This window comes from Pseudoalteromonas rubra, assembly GCF_005887115.1.
Classification (GTDB): domain Bacteria; phylum Pseudomonadota; class Gammaproteobacteria; order Enterobacterales; family Alteromonadaceae; genus Pseudoalteromonas; species Pseudoalteromonas rubra_F.
Map to the genome: position 1 here is coordinate 650,086 of NZ_PNCJ01000005.1, position 19,927 is coordinate 670,012.

16 protein-coding genes are annotated in these 19,927 nt (G+C 43.2%); 8 read left to right on the forward strand and 8 right to left on the reverse strand.

Going from position 1 to position 19,927, the window contains the following annotated elements; translation table 11 throughout:
• Position 1: 1 nt before the first annotated feature.
• From CWB98_RS03495 to CWB98_RS03525, 7 genes are all read right to left on the reverse strand, one after another.
• The gene (locus CWB98_RS03495; RefSeq protein ID WP_138543565.1) at positions 2-2,533 is read right to left on the reverse strand and encodes an ABC transporter permease; all 2,532 of its coding nucleotides are present in this window, start codon (positions 2,531-2,533) and stop codon (positions 2-4) included.
• Positions 2,524-3,186, reverse strand: coding sequence for an ABC transporter ATP-binding protein (locus CWB98_RS03500; protein ID WP_138543566.1), 663 nt, complete (start codon positions 3,184-3,186; stop codon positions 2,524-2,526). The genes CWB98_RS03495 and CWB98_RS03500 overlap by 10 nt, the downstream gene beginning before the upstream one ends.
• A gap of 111 nt (positions 3,187-3,297) precedes the next feature.
• A complete protein-coding gene (locus tag CWB98_RS03505) occupies positions 3,298-3,645 on the reverse strand; it encodes a hypothetical protein (protein ID WP_138543567.1) in 348 nt (115 codons plus the stop codon).
• 197 nt (positions 3,646-3,842) lie between these two features.
• Complete coding sequence (locus CWB98_RS03510) at positions 3,843-5,153, reverse strand: ABC1 kinase family protein (RefSeq protein ID WP_249364588.1); 1,311 nt, start codon at positions 5,151-5,153, stop codon at positions 3,843-3,845.
• A 256-nt stretch (positions 5,154-5,409) separates the two neighbouring features.
• Positions 5,410-7,770, reverse strand: coding sequence for a hypothetical protein (locus CWB98_RS03515; protein ID WP_138543569.1), 2,361 nt, complete (start codon positions 7,768-7,770; stop codon positions 5,410-5,412).
• Entirely contained in the window at positions 7,763-8,968 is a 1,206-nt protein-coding gene (locus tag CWB98_RS03520; RefSeq protein ID WP_138543570.1) for an SIR2 family protein, read from the reverse strand. Before CWB98_RS03520 ends, CWB98_RS03515 begins: the two co-directional genes overlap by 8 nt.
• Positions 8,969-10,828 (reverse strand): M48 family metallopeptidase, encoded by a 1,860-nt coding sequence (locus CWB98_RS03525; RefSeq protein ID WP_138543571.1) that lies wholly within the window; start codon positions 10,826-10,828, stop codon positions 8,969-8,971. It lies immediately after the preceding gene.
• 499 nt (positions 10,829-11,327) lie between these two features.
• Between CWB98_RS03525 and CWB98_RS24370 the strand changes: the two genes are divergently transcribed.
• From CWB98_RS24370 to opgC, 5 genes are all read left to right on the forward strand, one after another.
• On the forward strand, positions 11,328-11,657 hold the full coding sequence (locus CWB98_RS24370; RefSeq protein WP_138543572.1) for a transposase: 330 nt from the start codon (positions 11,328-11,330) through the stop codon (positions 11,655-11,657).
• Between the two features lie 22 nt (positions 11,658-11,679).
• Positions 11,680-11,892: a transposase gene (locus CWB98_RS24375; RefSeq protein ID WP_249364590.1), complete on the forward strand. Its 213-nt coding sequence runs from the start codon at positions 11,680-11,682 to the stop codon at positions 11,890-11,892.
• Positions 11,893-12,359: 467 nt separating this feature from the next.
• Positions 12,360-13,766 carry a coniferyl aldehyde dehydrogenase gene (locus CWB98_RS03540; protein ID WP_249364591.1) on the forward strand — a complete coding sequence of 469 codons (1,407 nt, stop codon included), beginning with the start codon at positions 12,360-12,362 and terminating at the stop codon, positions 13,764-13,766.
• 126 nt (positions 13,767-13,892) lie between these two features.
• Complete coding sequence (locus CWB98_RS03545) at positions 13,893-15,719, forward strand: di-heme-cytochrome C peroxidase (RefSeq protein ID WP_138543575.1); 1,827 nt, start codon at positions 13,893-13,895, stop codon at positions 15,717-15,719.
• Between the two features lie 347 nt (positions 15,720-16,066).
• The gene (opgC, locus tag CWB98_RS03550) at positions 16,067-17,182 is read left to right on the forward strand and encodes an OpgC domain-containing protein (RefSeq protein ID WP_138543576.1); all 1,116 of its coding nucleotides are present in this window, start codon (positions 16,067-16,069) and stop codon (positions 17,180-17,182) included.
• Positions 17,183-17,637: 455 nt separating this feature from the next.
• On the opposite strand, the gene CWB98_RS03555 is transcribed toward opgC, so the two are convergent.
• Positions 17,638-17,949: a helix-turn-helix domain-containing protein gene (locus tag CWB98_RS03555; RefSeq protein ID WP_138543577.1), complete on the reverse strand. Its 312-nt coding sequence runs from the start codon at positions 17,947-17,949 to the stop codon at positions 17,638-17,640.
• Between the two features lie 399 nt (positions 17,950-18,348).
• Between CWB98_RS03555 and CWB98_RS03560 the strand changes: the two genes are divergently transcribed.
• From CWB98_RS03560 to CWB98_RS03570, 3 genes are read left to right on the forward strand one after another with little or no spacing between them, the layout of a single operon-like run.
• Entirely contained in the window at positions 18,349-18,606 is a 258-nt protein-coding gene (locus CWB98_RS03560; RefSeq protein WP_138543578.1) for a helix-turn-helix domain-containing protein, read from the forward strand.
• Positions 18,603-19,304: a hypothetical protein gene (locus CWB98_RS03565; protein WP_138543579.1), complete on the forward strand. Its 702-nt coding sequence runs from the start codon at positions 18,603-18,605 to the stop codon at positions 19,302-19,304. The genes CWB98_RS03560 and CWB98_RS03565 overlap by 4 nt, the downstream gene beginning before the upstream one ends.
• Before the next feature lie 3 nt (positions 19,305-19,307).
• Positions 19,308-19,907, forward strand: coding sequence for a hypothetical protein (locus CWB98_RS03570; RefSeq protein WP_138543580.1), 600 nt, complete (start codon positions 19,308-19,310; stop codon positions 19,905-19,907).
• The last annotated feature ends 20 nt before the right edge of the window (positions 19,908-19,927 follow it).

A 19,927-nucleotide genomic window follows, 5' to 3' on the forward strand; every position in this document is an offset into this window, starting at 1 on the left:
TTTATTGTCCTTCTTTGAGTAATCCAATGGGGCTGCGGCATAGTTGTTTGCGACTTAGCAAGATACCGCTGGCGGCAATGGCCAGTGCGATAGAGAGCGCCTCTACCAGCATCATCAATACGCTGCCCTGATAGGACATCGCCAGATTCTGCTGATAAAATGCATCAACAAAGCTGTATATGGCTGCAACAGCACATAAAGTGGGGATCAAAGTGACCGTTAGCCACTCAATCAAAAGGATCCTGAGGCCCTGGTTTTGTGATAAGCCAAAGCTCAATAACAATCCGTTGCGGGTCTGATCTTTTTCCATATGAGTCCGAATGGCCGCAACCATCAGAAGATTGCTCAGCAAAGCAATAAACACGCTGTAGCTCACAACCAATGCAATCAGAGCCCTGACCTGACCACGTATTTTATCCAGTAACGCATCCAATGTGACCAAACGGAGCTGGGGGTGTGCACGCCATAACTCCCCAATCGCAGAAGTGCCCGCTGCGTTGAGTTCAATGCTACCCATATGATAAACAGGCCCACTCGAAAGAGGTGCTCTGCTTTGTTGCAGAACAAACCAAAAGGTCACCGAGCTTCCACCTGGTTTAAATTGATGCACAGAATTGATTGTGGCTGTAACCCGCTCACCAGCGACATCGAAATGGACAGTGTCCCCAAGCGACAGTGCCAACTCAATGAATACTTCATGGTCGACAGAGACACCCACCTGTGAAGGGGTCGTATCCCAGCTTCCCTCTGTCAGCCTGGTATTTTCTGGAATATCAGCATGCCAGTGCAAATTGATTGGCTGTTCCAGACGGCGCTGTGTATCACTGGGCTGCACATCTCGTTCAGCCACCGCAACGTCGTTAAAGTGGGTCACCTGAGCCAGCTGAAAGGGCTGCATTTCTTTGATACTGCCCTGATACCGATCAACAAACGCTTCGAGCGCTGATTTTTGTGCCTCATTGGCACGACTGACAAACACATTGCCCTGATTCTGATAAAGGTAGAGCTCCAGCATATTGGTCACATCCCGGCCCATATTGATACACAGCAGTAATAAAGTCACACTTAGGCCTAGCGCCGTGATTTGTACCAACTTGACCGACATCCGCTTACGTAACAGCAACATGCTAAAATGCGCCAATACCCAACGTTTTGGCATCAGATAGCCACTGAATTTCAGCACCAGCCAGGTGACAAACAAGACCAATACCACACACAAACCCAATCCACCCAACAGCATGCCACTGAGTAGCCAGTTGTCGGTATAAATCAGGATCAGTGCAACCAGCAGTCCAACCGGGCTGCACACCGCTAACCAGCGCATATGCTTTTCCTCAGTGCACTGTTCAATCAGTGAACGAATATCACCTCTGAGCAACACCAGCCACATAGGCAGTGCTATAAAAAAGTACACGGCGGTCGCCAATGCAAGGGCACTAAGCAGATCTTGCCAATGCCAGTGCAGCGCGAACCCATCAACATAAAGTTGCGCCAGATGGCTCACACCATAGCTTGCCAGCAAGGCGAGCAAGAGTGCGGGGACCACACTGAGAATAAGAATGATTGCACCAGCACTGATTGCTAAAGCAGGCAACATACGACGCTCCATACCACAGGCCAGCAGTACAGAGACGCTTTTTTTAAGTGGCTGGATCTGTACCTGGCTGCAAAGCCACAGGATCAACACGGTCAAAAGCACAATAAGCAAACTGAGTAACCCAAGAAAGTTCTGCACCCGCTCCCAGACTTTGGCAAGGGGATAGTTGTTCAGGGATTTACTGATCACCTGTACGCTTGGTGCGCTTGACTGAAATTGCTCGATGGCGGCGTTAAGCCCAGTATCGTGCAGCATCAGAGCTCTGTTCAGATGTGGCGCTAGATCATCGCCGGACAGACTCAACTGAGATACCATAGCACGCATATCACTGCCCAGGCCTTCAAGGATCCTATCTGGCTCTAGCAACAACAGCGCGGAAACTCGCAGCGGCACACCGTTTAGTTCAAGTGTATCTCCCAGCTCCACGGCCAGGGCCGCTGCTAACCTTGGCTCAAGCCAGATTTCACCTAGCCCTGGGCCTTGCTGCATAAGCCGCGCATCAAGCCCTTTACTATCACTGATGTGAATGTCTCCCTGAAGCGGGTAGCTGCTATCCACGGCCTTTAGAATGGCGCTCTGATGCTGCGCGTACTTGCTGAGCGTCACACGGTACTGAGACTGCATACTGTATTGAGTCGCATGTGTTGTTATCCAGTCCAGCTCCGCCTGTTGCCATGGCCGCCTTACTGTCACTTGCGTGTCTGCACCCAGCGTCGATTGTAAATTTTGCGCTAAAAATCGCTCTACGCCCTGCCCCAGCAAGCTACTCAGTAACAAATAAACAAATAACACACACAGGGCTGCGAGTGTCAGCCAATATTTACCTTGTAGAATCTGCCTCCAGAGCAAGGTATTGAACACTCTGAGCGCATGGATCGGCGAAACTGTTTTGTGGCTAACCACCAAATTGGCTGGCACCGTCTGTGCTAATGGCATGGTGTCAGCCTCCCATGACTGAGGCGATAAGCGCAGTCCATTTTCCTTGCCAGAGCCATATCATGCGTCACTAAAATCAATGACGCGCCGCTTTGTCTGGCGCCTGCCAGCATGAGCGTGATCACCTGTTCTGCAGTTGTCTCATCCAGATTACCGGTTGGCTCGTCTGCGAATAATATTCGAGGCTGGACACTCAGAGCCCGGGCAATCGCGACTCTTTGTTGTTCACCACCACTCAACTGAGTCACCCTCTGGTCCTGCCGTTCTTCCAATCCCATCTGCGTTAGCCAATGGGCAGCCAGCTTTGTGGCATCTTTATTGCCCCGCAGCTGTAGCGGCAATGCGACATTATCGAGGGCATTTAACTCAGGTAATAAATGAAATTGCTGGAATACAAAACCGCACTGGGGCAGTATCTCAGAGGGGGTTAGTGTCTGATTTTCAAATCGGTAGCACACGCGACCCGATTGCGTTATTTCCAGGCCTGTAAGCAAAGACAACAAGGTTGACTTACCGCATCCGGAAGCACCAACAATAGCAATATGTTCTGCGGCTTCAACACGCAGTGACAATGCATTGATCAGTGGTAATTGAGTACCATTATGTAACTGTATGGTGTGGCTTAGGTCGTTGACCTCGAGTGACAGAGCCATGCCTGAATCCTTGAATCATTAATCGTGGATCCAGCATGCGCTCTTAGGTGTGAAAGGAACGTGAAATAACAACAGCGATTTGTCATGTAGTCACACAGCAGCGCATCATATCTATTCGGTAATCAGTGACTTTATTTTGCATTCTTTAGAAGACAATCCTGCCCAGTCAGCGCCTTCATCACCGTAAATAAGTACCTTGGTCCCTGCGTGATAAGCCGAAAGTGCAGCACTATAGACATTACTATTGGTACTGGATGCTTTATCCAGCCAATAGCCGAATGGACAATTTTCTAACCCTGCGCCAATTTGCGATTCCAGTCTGATTAAAAAGACGTTATCGGTATAGTCCGCCCAAGTATAAAGCTTATCAATTTTAAAATACCCACCGCTCGTCACAGTTGCCTGAGCTCCCAGTGAAAATAGTGCCAGAACACTGGCAAAGAAAACGCTTTTTTTCATTTTTATCACTCCATTTTTTATACAGCACACATCACCTGACAGCGAATACCTTGCAGCCAAACAACAGCTTAACCTATTTTTGATAGTATGATTCATTTTTTCAATGATAAATTCCCTTTATACATATCTGAGACCATCGGGCAGCTTAACACGGGTTTAGCCACAATCTGATGACAAGCTTAATGCAATGAGCAATATTAATCCTGAATCTCATTGAGTAAAGGGCTGAGCTCAACGTTCGCCTTGAGTCTCGAGGCTATCAAATATAATCCAGCCAGCTTGCGATGAATAAACAGAGCATCTACCGGTGGGGTGTGCCACTGCCGGGACTGAGTGCTCAGCTCTTTGCCCTGTTCACTGATCTGCTTTGCCAGACCACTTGAGGCAAAGTCAAAAGGTCCGTTTGCTCTGAGTGGTGAAATAGCCAGCTCAAACAAAGACAACACGGCATTTTGGTAGTGTGTATCTATGTCATCAGAAAAGTAGCCTATCTCACAAGCGGCCTCTTTTAGTTTCTGTCGGTTCTGCTCAGCGCCGGCCTGAAGGAGCTTTTTGTAATCCAGGCACAGTGAGGGAGAAATGGTCCTGGTGGCACCAAAGTCGAGCAGTACAATCTGATCTGTGTCACGGTTGTACTGGTAATTGGCCAGATTAGGATCTGTCTGTACCATTTTTAACTCAAACAGTTCGGTGAAAAACAAAGCTATCAAGCGATAAGCTAACTGGTCGCGCTTTGCCTGCGGTAAAGACGTCATAGCTTCCAGCGGCTCACCCTGAACAAACTCCATCGTTAACAGGTGTTTTGAACTCAGCGCAGGATAGCTCTTTGGTACCTTAAAATGTGGGTTATGTGCAAGCGCCTGCTCAAATGCACTCAGCGCTTTTGCTTCCTGATAATAGTCGGTCTCCACCAGCAGCTGCTGCTTAGCTTCTTCCACAAGTGGCGTTATGTTCAGAGTTTTTGGCAACAAACCAGAGAGCTTGATCAGGCTAACCACATTATCTACGTCACTGTGGATACTGTCGGCGACACCTGGATATTGTACTTTAATCGCCAACGGCAAACCCTGCTCAGAAGTTGCCTTATGGACCTGACCAATTGACGCACGGGCAAAACTATTTAACTCAATATGGCTAAACTTATCCAGCCAGTCGGGGCCCAGCTCTTTTTCCAGGGTCGCAACCAATTGCTTGTGTGGCATCGGGGCCGCATCAGAGCGGAGTCGTTCAAGTAACACAGACAGCTCAGCAGGTAACAGCTCACCGGCATCCATAGACAATAACTGGCCTAATTTCATAGCCGCACCACGCAGGTGAGATAACTTCTCGGCTACCGCATGGATATTACCTGGCTGTAGCAGTAATTCAGATCGACTTGCCTTTTGACCACTTAACGCCTGCTTAGCCCCTGCAATCATCACATTAGAAGCAACTTTACCCGCCAGACCGCCAAAATGTGCGAGCCTGCTTAACCTGCCCGATGGAACGCGCCGCGATTTGTTATTCAAATTTCCACTCCTGTGTCTTGGTGTAACTCTTTTTACGTACGATCCCGACATTTTGTTCAGATGGTGAAAAAAAGAATATATCACAGCAAATTTGTAATCAATTTACCAGCAAAAGACATCTTGTAGCCCACTGTTTGTAATGTCATATTAAGAATTTATTAGTTCTAATCCATTATAAATTATAGCATTACAAAAAATAACAGAATATAACTGCTAAGAACTTAATTTTTGACCCGTATATGACCCGCTCTTTTATCTATTCGATACCATATTGATGCTTTTCTATCGCAATTTGCTCTTCAACACGTTTCACTTCATCTTCTATCATAGACTCAAGCATTTTTATGTGTTGATGAGCGAATTTCACTACATTTACTTCATTATCATCAAGCCAAGGTTTAACATTTTCTAACTTAATTTTATAATTATTCGCAATTCCAAATTCACCATGTTCAACTCCAGACGTTATTAATGCGCCATTGATACGCTTACATAAATCATCGTTAAATGGACATGTAACTAGAATACTTTTAACCAATGATAAAATAGAAGCATTCCCTTCATAGCTGGCAACTATAGCTAACAAAACCTTTATTTGCTCTCCGTTCGAAGGTTCGAGTTCCGCAAACAACAGTTCGATTAGATCTGGTGTAAACCTAGAGAAACACTGCTTAAACAAACTCGCAACACCATAATGGTATACCCCCCACTCATACTTGTAGTGTTTTTTAATCAACTGAAGTAATAAGTGTGGGTTATTTGCTAGTGTTTCACGCAGTGAATGAAATGCGAACGGAATTCCTTCGTACCTTTCTTTATCACCTTTTCCATGAGTTGTCTCGTAGGTAAGTCGCTTACCTATTAACTCAAACAATATTTCTACATCTCGATCAGCAATGACTTCCATGACAGCTTCTAATCTATGATCAACTTTTCTAACAAACACCAAGTTGCTAATTAATAAATTGAGGTTTGTATCAGACAAAATATCAATAAAGGATTCTCGCTTGCTTCTGTACCAACTTTGATTTAACCAACTAGTGCTTTCATTCTGATTCAAATACTGAAAAATCTTTTTAAATTGCTCATTTACAAATTCAGCGGATAACTGCTGTTTATGCTCATCAAATATTCCAACAGAGGAATTTAATGCAGCTAATTCATCTTGAGCAATAGCTTTATCTACTAGCTTTTCTAACAGTTGAGTGTCTAATTCCTCTACATTCACAAACGTGACTGATAACTCCCACAAATAAAGACCGCCATTCAACCACTCATTTACAGTTAATTTAAATTCGTCTGAATAATGAGATGACCAAACACCTCTAAATATATAAACAGATGATTTTTCAAGTATTTTTGAATTTATAAACCTCTCAAAAATCTGTTCAGGAAACAGCTTAGATAATTTTTCTACAAAACCAAAAAGCTCAGGGGAAGTAGCCAAGTCATTAGACATTGTCTGAAGGTAGATCTCTATTCGGTCAATCCACTCTTCAACATTTGACTCGTTTAATGATGCTATATGCTGTTCTATTCGTCTATTTCTGATCTCTCTAGGTTTCACCCCGCCCCCATCTTCATCTGTTTCTTTTTCCCAAGGCAAAAAGATACCGTCGAAGCCAACGAGATCGCGGTAAAACTGATATTCAACATTAAGCTTAATAGCAGACTCTATTTCAAGTGCTACGTGTTTAACTTTATCTGTCGCAGCATGATAATAATTCCAATAAGCATCGTGCTCTATTTTTTGAACAATATCCAGAGGCTCAGTTTTTATCAATGTTGCCCAATACCTAAGAACTTCAATCGAGTTGTCTTGCACAATTTCAATAACATCTTCAGAAATCTTACTTCTTGACCATAAACGACAAGCATTGTTCATACTTGAAATAAGAGCTTTTTTCAGCTTCACATCACTTGCAACTTCATACATCTCTATGAATAAGTGAACAGTCCTGTTCCTTATCGTTTTTATTGCCTCATTAGCTGGAATAGCCATTGATTTTATACTGACCGTCTTGTAATTCCATTCATGACTTTCAATATCAGTCGATAAGAATTTTTCTAAGATGGGCAGTACTAATGAACTTCGTTCAAGCTTTTCTTTGTGAGAAAAACTTTCGATTGTTTTCAGCAAAGTAAGTTGAGGTTCAAAGCCAACATACTCTATGGCGTATAAATTAAATTCAGCAAGCTCATTCAATGTAGATTCAACATTACTCCTAACTTCGCTATCTTCTTCCCAAAACTTAAGTAAAATATTTACTACTGCACCTTGCTCAAGATAACGTAATCGTCCTAATAAGCTGATTATCTTAGTATAGATTCTTTCTGACGTATGATATTTAGCTAAACTAATATCGCTAACTGCGAACTCTTTCCCCCTATGCAAAATTTCCCAGCAGATTAGCAGATCATTAATTGCTTCCTGAGAAACATGGCTAATAAACTTATCCAAAACGTCTAAAGAGTCATTTATATCGCCGTAAGAATCGGGATTAATTATTGTTTGTCTAATGTTCTGATAAACTTTACTCAAAAACCTCTTGGCCTTTTCATCGTCGTGCGGCTTTGAAGCAAAGTATTCAATAGTTTTAAGCTTTAAATCATCCATCTTCACGCTCCGCTATATACGCCATGACATCATCTTCAATTCCCACCGCCGCTTCTGTTGAGTACCTTTTTTTGACTGACATAAGATAGTGCGGTGTTTGTTTTACCAACCCTCGGTTAACAAGGTAGTCAATTCTATTACCCACATCTGCCTCACTATTTCCTTTAAAACCTACCAAAAAGTCAGTACATTCAGATTTTTTAACTACGCCCATTAATGCAACAAAGCCCAAAATTTGTTCATCTAACGGGATTATTTCTTCATTGGCCGCAACAAGCACTTCCCTCAGATTAATCTCAACATTTTCTTGGTGAGTAGTAATATTTATCTCTTGCATTACCATATTAGCAGCAGCTTTCTTCGATTCATCGACTTCAATAATATTTTTCACCAGCTCGTCAAGCTTAACCAACAACTCCGCATGGTTATTTTCACTTTTGTAACTGATTAAATTTATGCCATGTGTGCGCTTATAATACTTTACTTCATCAGAGCAATCGCTCATAAACGCCCAAATTCTGAGCCTTTCAGCCCCACTCAAGTTAATCAGGTTATCACGCACAAATTTGAAATCTGGATCATCAAGCCCTGCACCAATAAAAACAATTGTTTTGGTTTTTACTAATGTCTTAAGACAGTCTAATTCATCGGTATAATTGTGAATTTCATTATTGTAATCTTCATAGGTAAGTATGATATTTTGCGGAGATTCAATGCACCCATGATATTTAAAAACATATCCATCTAGTTCACCATGAAGTAGTTCACCAATTCCTTCTTTATCCCCTCTACGAACTACAGTAAAACCGTCATTTTGACCAAATTTCTTTTCAAGTAGTAAGTCGTAGTTTGGTGTAACAAAGAATTGGGAAGGCAACTTTCCTAATAACTGATGTATTTCTGAAGGCTCCGCATCTCGAAATGCACTGTTTTTTTCATATTCCTCAAAGAAGTCGGCCAATGATTTATTATTTTGTTCTAGTTGATGGGTTAGCTCTGAGGCAGCATCAAGAAGCTTATCTTTTTTTATTAGGGCATCTGCAGTAGTAATATCCCCACCCAATCTATCACAATACTCTTTAAGCCACTCTATTAACTCCCTCCAAAATGGTAGGCCTGACCGCCGTGAAGCCCCTGAGCCAATAAATAGTATAGTTTCGCCACTAAAAGCATTTGCCAACTCTTGCATCTTGTCCATTTAAATCACTTGTTTTCCAATGGCTATAACTTTTTTGTATAGTTTTTTATCATTACCTTTGGTGAACACAAACACAGTGTTACCAGACTTTATTTCTAATGAACCAATTATTTTTTCAGCTAAATTATCAGATAAATAAAACCCTCTTTTAGCTTTTACCGCAATTATCAATACTTGACTGTCAGAGAAATTTTTCACCCTTTTTTGTGCTACCCATGCGGCTTTTACTTTCTTATTGGTCTTTACCTGATTAACTATAGGAGCCAATGCTTCTTCAGATATTGTCGTTGGCTCAATAGTGTCCTTACTACTTACGGAATGGCGCTCTATACCTGCTTCTCGATAAATATCTTCCAGATTGTGCATTCTCTCGAGCCAAACATTCGCTTCTTCTAAACGTTCATTATCAACTAAATAAGAATAAGCAACCTTAGACGATACTTCTAACAGTTCATGCTTTGCTGAAGCCTTTTCCAAATATTGCAGTCCCGCATCATCTTTTTGTTCCAGCAAGGCTCTGCCTAATGCAAACTGACCATCAACATCGTTAGGATACAGTTCATTAAACGCCCGATATAAACTTATCGATTCATTGTCATTTTCAAATTTTTCTTTAAGGTATGCCAGCTTCCAAAGCTCATCTTTATCTAGCTTTTTAATTTCTTTATTTTTCAGATCGTGATATTGCTCTCGTTCTTCCTGAATGGCCAAGTGCTCTTGCTTCCAACTATCTAAGTTCCATTCACTCCATTGTGCATCCAGCATCGCAGCAACATCATCGATTCGGTCACCCAATAGTAGCTTTGCGGCAGATTTTTCAGTAGGTAAAAAATCAACATTTTCCCCCTTCAGGGCGGCTAGCCGATCCGTTAAGCAAGGGTGGGTATCTTGATAGTTTGTTACTTCTTTCTTAGCGAAATTTATAGCTGAAACAGCATCAGCAGCTGAAATTTTTTTCTCTTCCATGAATTTTATTAACCCTGTATAAGGCAAAATATTTGGTTCAGGAAAATCCAATATAGATTGGTTAAATGGTGTCCAGTGCTTATCTTGAATAAAGTTGGAATACGCAGGTAACTTTAATAAGGCTGATGCAGCAATTTCATTTGATGACTGTTCGCCAGCAACATTATCCGCTTCGTATTCATTAAGCCTGGCTAAAGCAAATGAGTAAGCTGAAAATCTAGGGCTATACCAATTGAAAAACTTCCTAATAGGAGCGGTAGTCCATCCATTGTGCTGGTCAAGGTTGTACATCATATTTTGCCAAGACTCTCTAGCTTGGTATATCCAGCCATGAAACTTACTGTGATTCCCTGATAAATGTGTAAATTCATGAGCAATAACCGATTTAACCTCTTCAACAGTTAAAGACACTAACAATTCAAAACCAATAATTAATGTATTGTGCATAAACCCAAATGCTAAAAATCTTGGAGTTTGAACAATTGCAGCATTAAATTCTGGTGTAACAATAACTTGGTGAATACGTGATGCATTCAGGTTGCTTTGAAGTTCATCGATTATATTAAACAGCTCAGGTGAGTGTTCTCTTGTAATAATCACACCTTCAGGTTTAGGCCATCTTATAAAAACGGATTTGAATAACACCCAAACCATAATAAATAGGGGGATAAACAATTTCTTATTGAATAAGAGCAACAAAAACATAGAGCTTGAAAACGCAAGCCAAATACTACCAGCTACAAGTCCAAACAAAAAAAAGGTAATTGCTAAAATAATCGCATAGCCCAGCAATGAATAACGGAATAGCTTACGTTCATAAAGCTTTGGATCTTGAGAAAGGTCCTTTTCTGCTTGCTCTAGTAGATTTTTAATTTTTTCTTGTTTTCTATCCATAGAATATAGAACCTCCCAAACAGATGAGCTAAAGTTCTGAGCTTTAGTTATCGATCAAATTTTTCGAACAAAATAATGTATTGCGTCATTCTAACAGCATAACCTTGAACTTATCATTTCCAAATTAGGTTGTCACTAAATCTTCTAGTTTAATTGAGAGATATCAAACATTTACTATCAATTTTATTTTGAGAAATCAAAGCAATTTAGGAGTAAGCTTCGCTTAGAATCTGAACCGACAGGAAACTCATCAGTTTCCTCATTTGAAGTTCGTGTATTGGACTGCACCAGCTCATAAAAAACACTTGTACAATCCGTATCCCATATGACAATTCGCTTGTCATGCATCGATGAACAAAACAATTCACTATCAACTTGTTAACGGAAATCACAACGAGTAAGTACTCAAAAAACCGAAGCTTCTGGCGCTGTTTCCTAAATCATTGAACTGTTCAGCCTTGTGTGACCAGCTCTCAAAAGCAAACATCGAGACAGAACTTTGAAAGAAAAGCGTATCACCAACTGGCGTGATTACAACAGAGCCCTTATCGCCATAGGCAATATCCAGCTTTGGTTTTCCGAGGATGCTATTGAACAGTGGAACAATACGCAACATCACGGCGGTAAAGGGCGAGCTAATCATTTCTCTGAGCTGGAAATTGAGACCTGCCTGACTTTGCGGGCTGTATTTCGCTTGTCTCTTCATGCTGCACAAGGCTTTATTTCCTCACTGATATCAATGATGAAGCTTGATTTGGATACGCCAACTTATAGTTGTTTGTGCAAGCGTAGTGCAGAGCTGGCAGTTCGTTACAAGGCCAAATCCTAGTGCATCCGCAGGCATTGATATCGTGGTTGATAGCACTGGTTTGAAGGTATATGGAAATGGTGAGTGGCATGCAAGAAAACATGGTGCGAATAAACGCCGGACCTGGCGGAAGTTACATCTGGCCATTGATGCAAATACGCACCAAATCGTGGGTGCTGAATTGTCTACAATCTCCGTAACTGATTCAGAAGTTCTGGGTGATTTACTCAGACCATTGCGCAGGAAGATCAGCTAGGTAAAAGCGGATGACGTTTATGATACCCGAGGCTGTTATGCCGAAGTGGCAGCCAAAAAGGCCGATGCGCCTAAGCTATCTGGATTTGATCACCAAGGCCATGGCAGGTACTGATCTAGCATGGCAGGCAAAACAAGTGGGGCATAAATACATAGGTATGCTCCGGAAAATTTACGCTTAGTGGATTCAGGGTGCACGTCCGGAACACAGGCTGAATAGGCAGAAAAGCAAGGTCAAGTTGCCACAAAAGGTCGACCATGGAGTTAACCTCTTGTCTTGATTAGCAAAAAATCTTAAAACGGCATCTTGTAGCCCGATGTCTTTTAAGAGATACAGTTATCACAAAAGCGTTATAGCTTTTTTTAACCAATTTTAGAGCTTTTATTCACACTTGCTCAGATGAGGGTTATTATCAGATAAGTTTCTTTGCAAAAACCGCCATAAAAAGGCCCTGTACAATGACCAATATGAGCACAGTTTCTGAACATACCTTGCTAACCATGAACTTTCAGGCGCTGCAATCTGCCTATGCCCGGGACCCTGCGCCCGACTATGCGCAACGCGTTGCTGTGCTCAAAAAGCTTAAACGTGCACTGGTCTCGCACGAACAACACATCTATCAGGCATTGTCTCAGGATTATGGTTATCGCAGTCAATTCGATACTTTCTTTGCCGACATAATGCCCACCATTGCAGCCATTAATTATGCCATCAAACACCTGAAAAAGTGGATGCAGCCCTCAAAACGCCATGCCGGGCTCATGCTTATGCCGTCAAAAGTGAAAGTACATTATCAACCTTTAGGGGTGGTTGGCGTTGTGACCCCCTGGAACTTCCCTTTCTATCTTGCACTTGGGCCAACTATACAGGCGCTGGCCGCCGGCAACCGGGTAATGATCAAGATGAGTGAGTTCACACCTCATGCAAACCAGGCATTAAAAAGCATTCTTGAAGATATCAGCGATCATGTACATTTGGTCGAGGGTGATGCACAAATTGGCGCGGCATTCACGGCTTTGCCATTCGACCATCTGATTTTTACAGGCTCAACCGAGGTAGGCAAACTGGTCGCCAGATCGGCCGCCGACAACCTGACACCTATTACACTGGAATTAGGAGGTAAATCTCCCACCATCATAGATCAGGATATCGATATGGGCGTTGCAGTCGATGCTTTGATAATGGGTAAGTCTATCAATTCCGGACAAATCTGTGTTGCTCCCGATTATATCTTTGTGCCTGCTACGCGTATAGACGCTTTCATAAACACATTTATTGCACGCTATACTGAGTACCATCTCACGAGCAAAAACAGCAACAAACAAAGCCATATTATCTCCGAACGTCAGCTTACCCGGTTACTACACTTGCTGGATGATGCAAAATCAAAAGGCGCTAAAGTTCATCCCGTTAAAGCACATGACCCAAGTGACAGCAAGTGTGTTTATCCGCACCTGCTCACCAACGTCAGCGAAGATATGGCAGTATTACAAGAAGAGATTTTTGGCTCGCTACTGCCAGTGATGACCTACGACACACTGGATGAGGTTATTTCCTATATTAACGCCCGGCCCCGCCCTCTGGCGCTTTATATAATGTCAAATAATACCCCCCTGATAGAACGCCTGATAGCCAATACCCACAGCGGCGGTATCAGTGTCAATGATACCACTATGCATGTCGTCGCGGACGATGCGCCATTTGGCGGAATTGGCCACTCTGGTATGGGACAATACCATGGCTATGAAGGTTTTTTGACTTTTTCAAAGGCCAAAACGGTGCTGTATTCCAGCAGCTGGTTGCCAAAAAATCGAATTGTACTCAAACACCGGGACTGGGTGTTTAAGGTGCTCCGTAAGTGGCTGCTCAGATGACCTGAGTAGCCAAACCTGCTTCTTTCTTATATTCCTTGCCTGCCTCCCAACTGTAACTCACTGTAATAGCCAAACGTCAGCTCATTAACTATTCTTTTACACCTCTCTGAGCGCAAGGAAAAAACAATGAGCAAGTTAACTGCAATCGCTACGCTGAGTGCGGCCAGTCTGCTGGTCTTAGTTGGCTGTAGCACCAACCGTCATACCGCTCCTGCCGACCCTATCGACATAACCAAAGAACAAGGTGATGTGCCCAAACGGGTATGGCTGGATCAGGGCTGGAGCGAAAAAGTCCGCGAAGATTTCTGGTTCACCGGCCAGGGGTCACAGATCATTCCCTACACCTGGTTTGTATGGCTGGAACAGGCCGACAGTGAACAGTTGTTTCGCCATGCTGAGCATATGGAATTTCTGCGGTATCTGCCCAGCAAAGCCAGTGAACTGAACCCGGGCGGCTTACCCATTGGCTTTGCCCTGCACAGTAACCAAAAAACCGGCGAGAACTGGGTCGGTATGACCTGTGCTGCGTGCCATACCAGCCAGATCGATTACAACGGCACCAAAATGTTAATCGAAGGTGCTCCCACGCTGGCAAACTTTGTACTGTTTTTCGACCGCCTGGTTGCTGCACTGAACAAAACACTGAATGACGATGCCAAATTCAACCGTTTTGCGCTTAACGTATTGGGGTCAAAATACAGCGACAGTAGCAAAGCGAGCCTAAAACAGCGATTACAACAGGTTGCGTTGCAAACCGCACAACGCCAGGCCGTGAATGCACTGCCTGAGGACTACCCGCAAGACTTTACCAGTTATGCCCGGTTAGATGCGTTTGGCAATATTCAGAACGCCGGTACAGCATTTGCGCTCAATGATCTGACCAATAAAAATACCCCGACTGGACCTGTGTCTTATCCTTTCTTATGGGGAACACACCAGTCAGACGTGGTGCAATGGAATGCTTCAGCCCCGAATACACCGATTGTTGGCCCGCTGGTGCGCAACATAGGAGAAGTCGTTGGGGTGTTTGGCGAATTACAGATAGAAGAAGCGCCTTTCTGGCAACGTGTATGGGGTAAAAAATTCCGCTACAGCTCAACGGTAGACATGATTGGGCTGGGTAATCTGGAGTCCTGGGTTAAAACCCTGCGTTCACCCCAGTGGCCACTTGAACACCTTCCTGCCATAGATACGCAAAAAGCAGCCAAGGGGGGATTACTTTATAAACAAGCCTGTGCCAGTTGCCACCAGCTGATCCCGCGGGAAAAAGAGCATCTCAATTATATCGCGAACCAAACCCTGGTTTCTGAGCTGGGCACAGATCCGGTAACAGCCAATAACGCCTCGTGTCATATGGCGAAAACATTGATTCTGGAAGGCACCAAAGAACGCATTCTGATCGGCAGTAAGTTTCAGGCCATCGACAATGCCATCGATGTGCCTGTCAATGGTGTGGTTGGCTTGGTTTTAGAAGATTTACCAACGGCGCTGAAGGCGGGCAATATTCCTGAAAGAACAGGCACAGACGGGCAGAAAATCTCGGTTGTAAAAGAGTTGGAAAACCTCATCGTGCAACACCTGAAAGCACGGGGAAAACGTGCCGATGCAGTGGAAACCGATTGTGTTGATGGTGTGCTTGATGGCGCCGTTTACAAGGGTCGTCCGCTCAATGGGATCTGGGCCACTGCGCCTTACCTGCATAATGGCTCAGTACCCAACCTATACGAATTGATGAAAAAGCCCGAAGAGCGCGTCACTGAGTTTTGGGTCGGCAGTCGTGAATTCGACCCGGTCAATGTGGGCTATGTCACCACACAAGGACTGAACAAGTTCAGGGTAAAAGCCAGCAATGGCCAGATTATGCCCGGTAACTCCAATCTGGGCCACAGTTACGGCACTGAGTTTAGTGACGAGGAAAAGTGGCAAATCATCGAGTTTATGAAAACCTTGTGATAAACGCTTCTGCGCACTAACGAATGAACGTCGCTATTTGCCAGGGGAACCACCCGGTTGCCCTGTCTATATTTCATCGCGATCACCAATAAAAACATATTAATGCTGCTTGATTTTACACTGTTGATATAAATGTATACTCACTTACATCTGACTATTCTGAACACCAAACGTCCCCACCGGAAAATCAACGGGTTTATATTAAACAATCTCAATTGTACTTCCCTGTTCGATGCGTTAGGTTTTGTTCCTAAAATAAATTGGTTCTGATTTGTTAGGTTTTCAACGAGCCAGGTCCCAATCCGGATGTACTGCATCGACATAAAACCGAGTAATTTAAGGAAAATATGAGCCGAGATTTAACCTACGATGGCCTTCGAGGCTGGCTGCTTATCATCATTGCCTGCAACCATCTGTTTGGTAGCTTTGTCACTCAGTTTACCCGTACTCCGCTGGGGTTTGTGTCTGCTGCCGAGGGGTTTGTGTTTTTGTCTGGTTTTGTTGCTTATCTGGTGTATGGGCGACTGGCTGGTGATAGCAAAACGATGCAGCACAAAATATGGCGCCGCTGTTGGGTGATTTACGGGTTTCATCTGAGCGCAATTGTGCTGTGCTTTTCACTGGTGGCCTTGTTTCCTATGTATATCCCACAGTGGTCTGATTTTTTTAATGCTGCCAACTGGTTTAGCAATCCCATCCAAAGTGCTTTGTCTGCCACCTTACTGCTGGAACACCCAGGTTTTCACGATATTCTGATCCTCTACCTGGTGCCTATGGTGTTTCTGCCTTTTGCTATTCAGGCACTTAAACAAGGTAAAGTGTGGTATGTCATCACAACTTCCTTTTTAGTCTGGTTGCTGGCTCAATTTGTCACGGCAGAGTTTTTAGCGCCGCCGTTTCGCCGGGTGTTTAGCGATATTACATTGAACGTCAGCCATTTTGATCCCTTCGCCTGGCAGATTTACTTTTATATGGGCGTGGTGCTCAGCTATCTGAAGTTTGATAAGGGCCATAGCTTTACGTTCATACCTGTGGTGCGGGTAATACTACTCAGTGGTGTGGGCTTCTTTTTTGTTGTTAAACATTTCTACCCTCAACTGATGCAACCCTATTTTGCTGGCCACGGCAGCGCTTCATTACTTTATCAGCTTAACCTGCTATTGAGCGCCTATCTGATAATGCTGCTAATGCGTCGTTTTTCGTGGTTCTTTACACTCAGGTACCCGGTGTTTCTTGGTCAGCATGCCCTGCCCGTTTTTGCCTTCCACTGTGTAGTGATTTACTTTCTGCTGCCCTGGAGTCATACATATACCATCACTCAGTGGTATTGGGATCTGCTGGTTTGTATAGGTTTTGCGGGCCTGCTTGCAATTCCGGCTAAGCTGGACCAGTACTGGCGAAGGTATCGCAGCAAGCACAATAATAAGGTAAACATCGTGAGCCGGATTAATAAATCATACTAACTAAATCAAACACATCCTGGGTAATAAATTTCACAAAAAACCATAAAAAAACCTTAAAATTGACAAATACATCCAGTTTAAATTACATTAATTTCGCTCACCGAGCATTTTACAATAAAAATTTAAAGGAATATGATAATGAAATTAGGTCTAAAGAAGAAAAGCTTCAAGTCTCTCAGCACTGATAATAAAAAACTACCAAATAATGCAACACCCGCTGTAGCAGGCGGCGCCTTGACAGATTACTGCTCAAATCACTGCTTTACCTACGCAGTGCACAATTGCGACAGCAACAGACACTCACATAATCAAGCGACTGAATGTTGTGCCTCTGCCTGGTGCTAATTACCGGTTCCAGATGAACGTCTGAACTGTCAGATGTTTAAACCATAAAACCAGACTGCGGTCTGGTTTTCATTTTAATCAAACACCAAAGCGGATCACTTGGCGGTGACTCAATCGGATAAGCAACTTACTTCCTGCTCATGCCCCAGGTTACCCTTCTCGACAGCACCACGTTGGGCAAACAGCATACCCGGGCAGGAAAAGTCATCACCAAACATCAGATATAACTCGTATACATGCTCTATGGTCATCACTGAGCGACCCGATTCAAAATTACTGATGGTGGACTGATCAACATTGAGCTTGGCGGCCAGCTGAGCCTGTGAAAGCTTGTTCTTATGCCTTAACTGTCGCAAATTACATTGTAACCTGACCATCAGTTTATTGATCCTTTGCTTTCTGCCAAATGCATCATTTTTCATACTCGAATCCTTATCACCTTTACTCTGCCAGCTGACCCTACACGGATTTACGCAGTCCAATTTCAACCATGACAACACACATGTTGTTTTGCATGCACGCCAGACGTCATTAACCGCTTATATGCATTGCTTGTCCAAAGTGCTGCGTGAGTACTGTCATCCCAATATTTAATTAAAAGCCGCTTAATGTAACCAATCTGTTGACCTTTTTAACAATTGGAAATATCGTGTAACGCACAGTCCCGCACGGCTGTTGCATCGGTATAGGTCAGGTACTCTAACTTAAGCCAGATTGACATGTTCCCTTTTTGTATTAACATTGCGACTTTCTTGTTAAGATTATGTTCATTCGAATGTGGAAAAGTCTCCGCATTACAATAAAAAAAGGAAAATAAGGACGTGATTGATGGCGATGATTTAAAGGCAATGAGAAAAAATGCCGGCATATCACAGGAGCTGATGGCCAGAAAGTTGGAGTGCGACCGCAAAACAATCAGTAACTATGAGCAGGGCGTCAGCGACATTAAGTCTAAACAGCTGTTTCGCTGGCTGATGCTATGCAAAATAGATACACGCTCTTTACTTAATGAAATCAGACAAATTAGTGGCAGTTTAAACCGCTATGATGCGTCAAAGTTACAGGATGACGAAAAATGAAAAAGATACGCCCACTTACACTTCTAACTAAATTGGCTTCTCTGGTAAAACTAACTGGTCGAAATATGGGTCGAGACCAGAGTAACGATAATAGCTTATCTGGTGGGCAAGAGCTGTTGGTGACGGGTTGCGGACCCTACCGACCTGATAAACCACGTGCTAAAGGGCCATATAAACCAGTCAGGCCGGGAGCTTGTGAGGTTAATGCAGTGCAAGTTCTTTCTGAAAATTTAAGTGTGGGAGTAATGGGTGGAACTACAGCAAAGACACCGCCTCGATCTATGGCAACAGGTATATATCAGGTGTCTTCGCTTAAAACAGAAAATATACATAAGCTTTCCAAGCGCACATGTAGCTCAATATCTGGCAGTACAGGATATAAGCCACCCAGAGCCAAAGTTGCTAGCTTATTGAATGACACCAAGCCTGACTATTCAAAAAATGGCCTAAATTCAAAAAGAATAAAGATTGATATTTGCACTTATATATCCGGAGGCACTACAGACTACAAACCACCAAGAGTAGCGAGAGAGTTATCTGCCCCAACCTTTCCTAAAAACTCTACTGCTAGCCAAGAACTGACTCTAAAAATGTGTAATTGTATATATGGTGGAAGCGGAGCATACAAACCTCCTAGAGTTGCTCGAATACACATCGACTCAGATCCCATTATTCCGGTAGAAAGTTCTCAAGGATAGTAAATGAAACTCTCAAACCTAATTTTAATTAGCATCGTCGCAATGGCAATTTTCTATATTCAATTGTGGAATCCCACAATTGTAACACCGCTGTACTTGATTCTTTTAGGTGCAGGAATTGTATATGGTCACTATAAAAAAGATATAAATATGACTCATATATCCAGTTTTATCTTTATTTTGACGGCGCTTTCACCTGTCATATTTGAAACCGGACTAATCGACTACATGACACCTGCTGAAAACAAACTATTACAAGGAACAATGATCTATGGGATTCAGTTATTAATTAGTTTAGCAATCGTAATAGTATTGATTTTCAGAGTGCAGCTCTCCAGGAAATTATCCAAATCACCTAACATACAGCTCACTCACTTCGATGGTGTTTTCCACTGGCTCTATATTTACACTTCGTTCATTTATTTGCTTGCGCTATTAGAAAACATCGCCTGGTCTTACTTCGAATTGAAATCCTGGACCTTTATCTATGATAATTTTGAAGGATTAATCTATATCGCCTGGGCACTGTGTTGTGGCGCATTGCTGACTATGATGATTCTGTCCGCAAGAGAAGGTGGTACGCAGGCTTCCCGCGCATCTTAATTGACTTTTAAAATACTATC

What these genes read in the sequence shown, in the direction of transcription:
- CWB98_RS03540 (WP_249364591.1), top strand. Translation starts at nt 12,360, where the DNA reads ATGAGCACAGTTTCTGAACATACCTTGCTAACCATGAACTTTCAGGCG.
- CWB98_RS03495 (WP_138543565.1), bottom strand. Translation starts at nt 2,533, where the DNA reads ATGCCATTAGCACAGACGGTGCCAGCCAATTTGGTGGTTAGCCACAAA.
- CWB98_RS03505 (WP_138543567.1), bottom strand. Translation starts at nt 3,645, where the DNA reads ATGAAAAAAAGCGTTTTCTTTGCCAGTGTTCTGGCACTATTTTCACTG.
- CWB98_RS03520 (WP_138543570.1), bottom strand. Translation starts at nt 8,968, where the DNA reads ATGGACAAGATGCAAGAGTTGGCAAATGCTTTTAGTGGCGAAACTATA.
- CWB98_RS03515 (WP_138543569.1), bottom strand. Translation starts at nt 7,770, where the DNA reads ATGGATGATTTAAAGCTTAAAACTATTGAATACTTTGCTTCAAAGCCG.
- CWB98_RS03570 (WP_138543580.1), top strand. Translation starts at nt 19,308, where the DNA reads ATGAAACTCTCAAACCTAATTTTAATTAGCATCGTCGCAATGGCAATT.
- CWB98_RS03555 (WP_138543577.1), bottom strand. Translation starts at nt 17,949, where the DNA reads ATGAAAAATGATGCATTTGGCAGAAAGCAAAGGATCAATAAACTGATG.
- CWB98_RS03545 (WP_138543575.1), top strand. Translation starts at nt 13,893, where the DNA reads ATGAGCAAGTTAACTGCAATCGCTACGCTGAGTGCGGCCAGTCTGCTG.
- CWB98_RS03565 (WP_138543579.1), top strand. Translation starts at nt 18,603, where the DNA reads ATGAAAAAGATACGCCCACTTACACTTCTAACTAAATTGGCTTCTCTG.
- opgC (WP_138543576.1), top strand. Translation starts at nt 16,067, where the DNA reads ATGAGCCGAGATTTAACCTACGATGGCCTTCGAGGCTGGCTGCTTATC.
- CWB98_RS03525 (WP_138543571.1), bottom strand. Translation starts at nt 10,828, where the DNA reads ATGGATAGAAAACAAGAAAAAATTAAAAATCTACTAGAGCAAGCAGAA.
- CWB98_RS03500 (WP_138543566.1), bottom strand. Translation starts at nt 3,186, where the DNA reads ATGGCTCTGTCACTCGAGGTCAACGACCTAAGCCACACCATACAGTTA.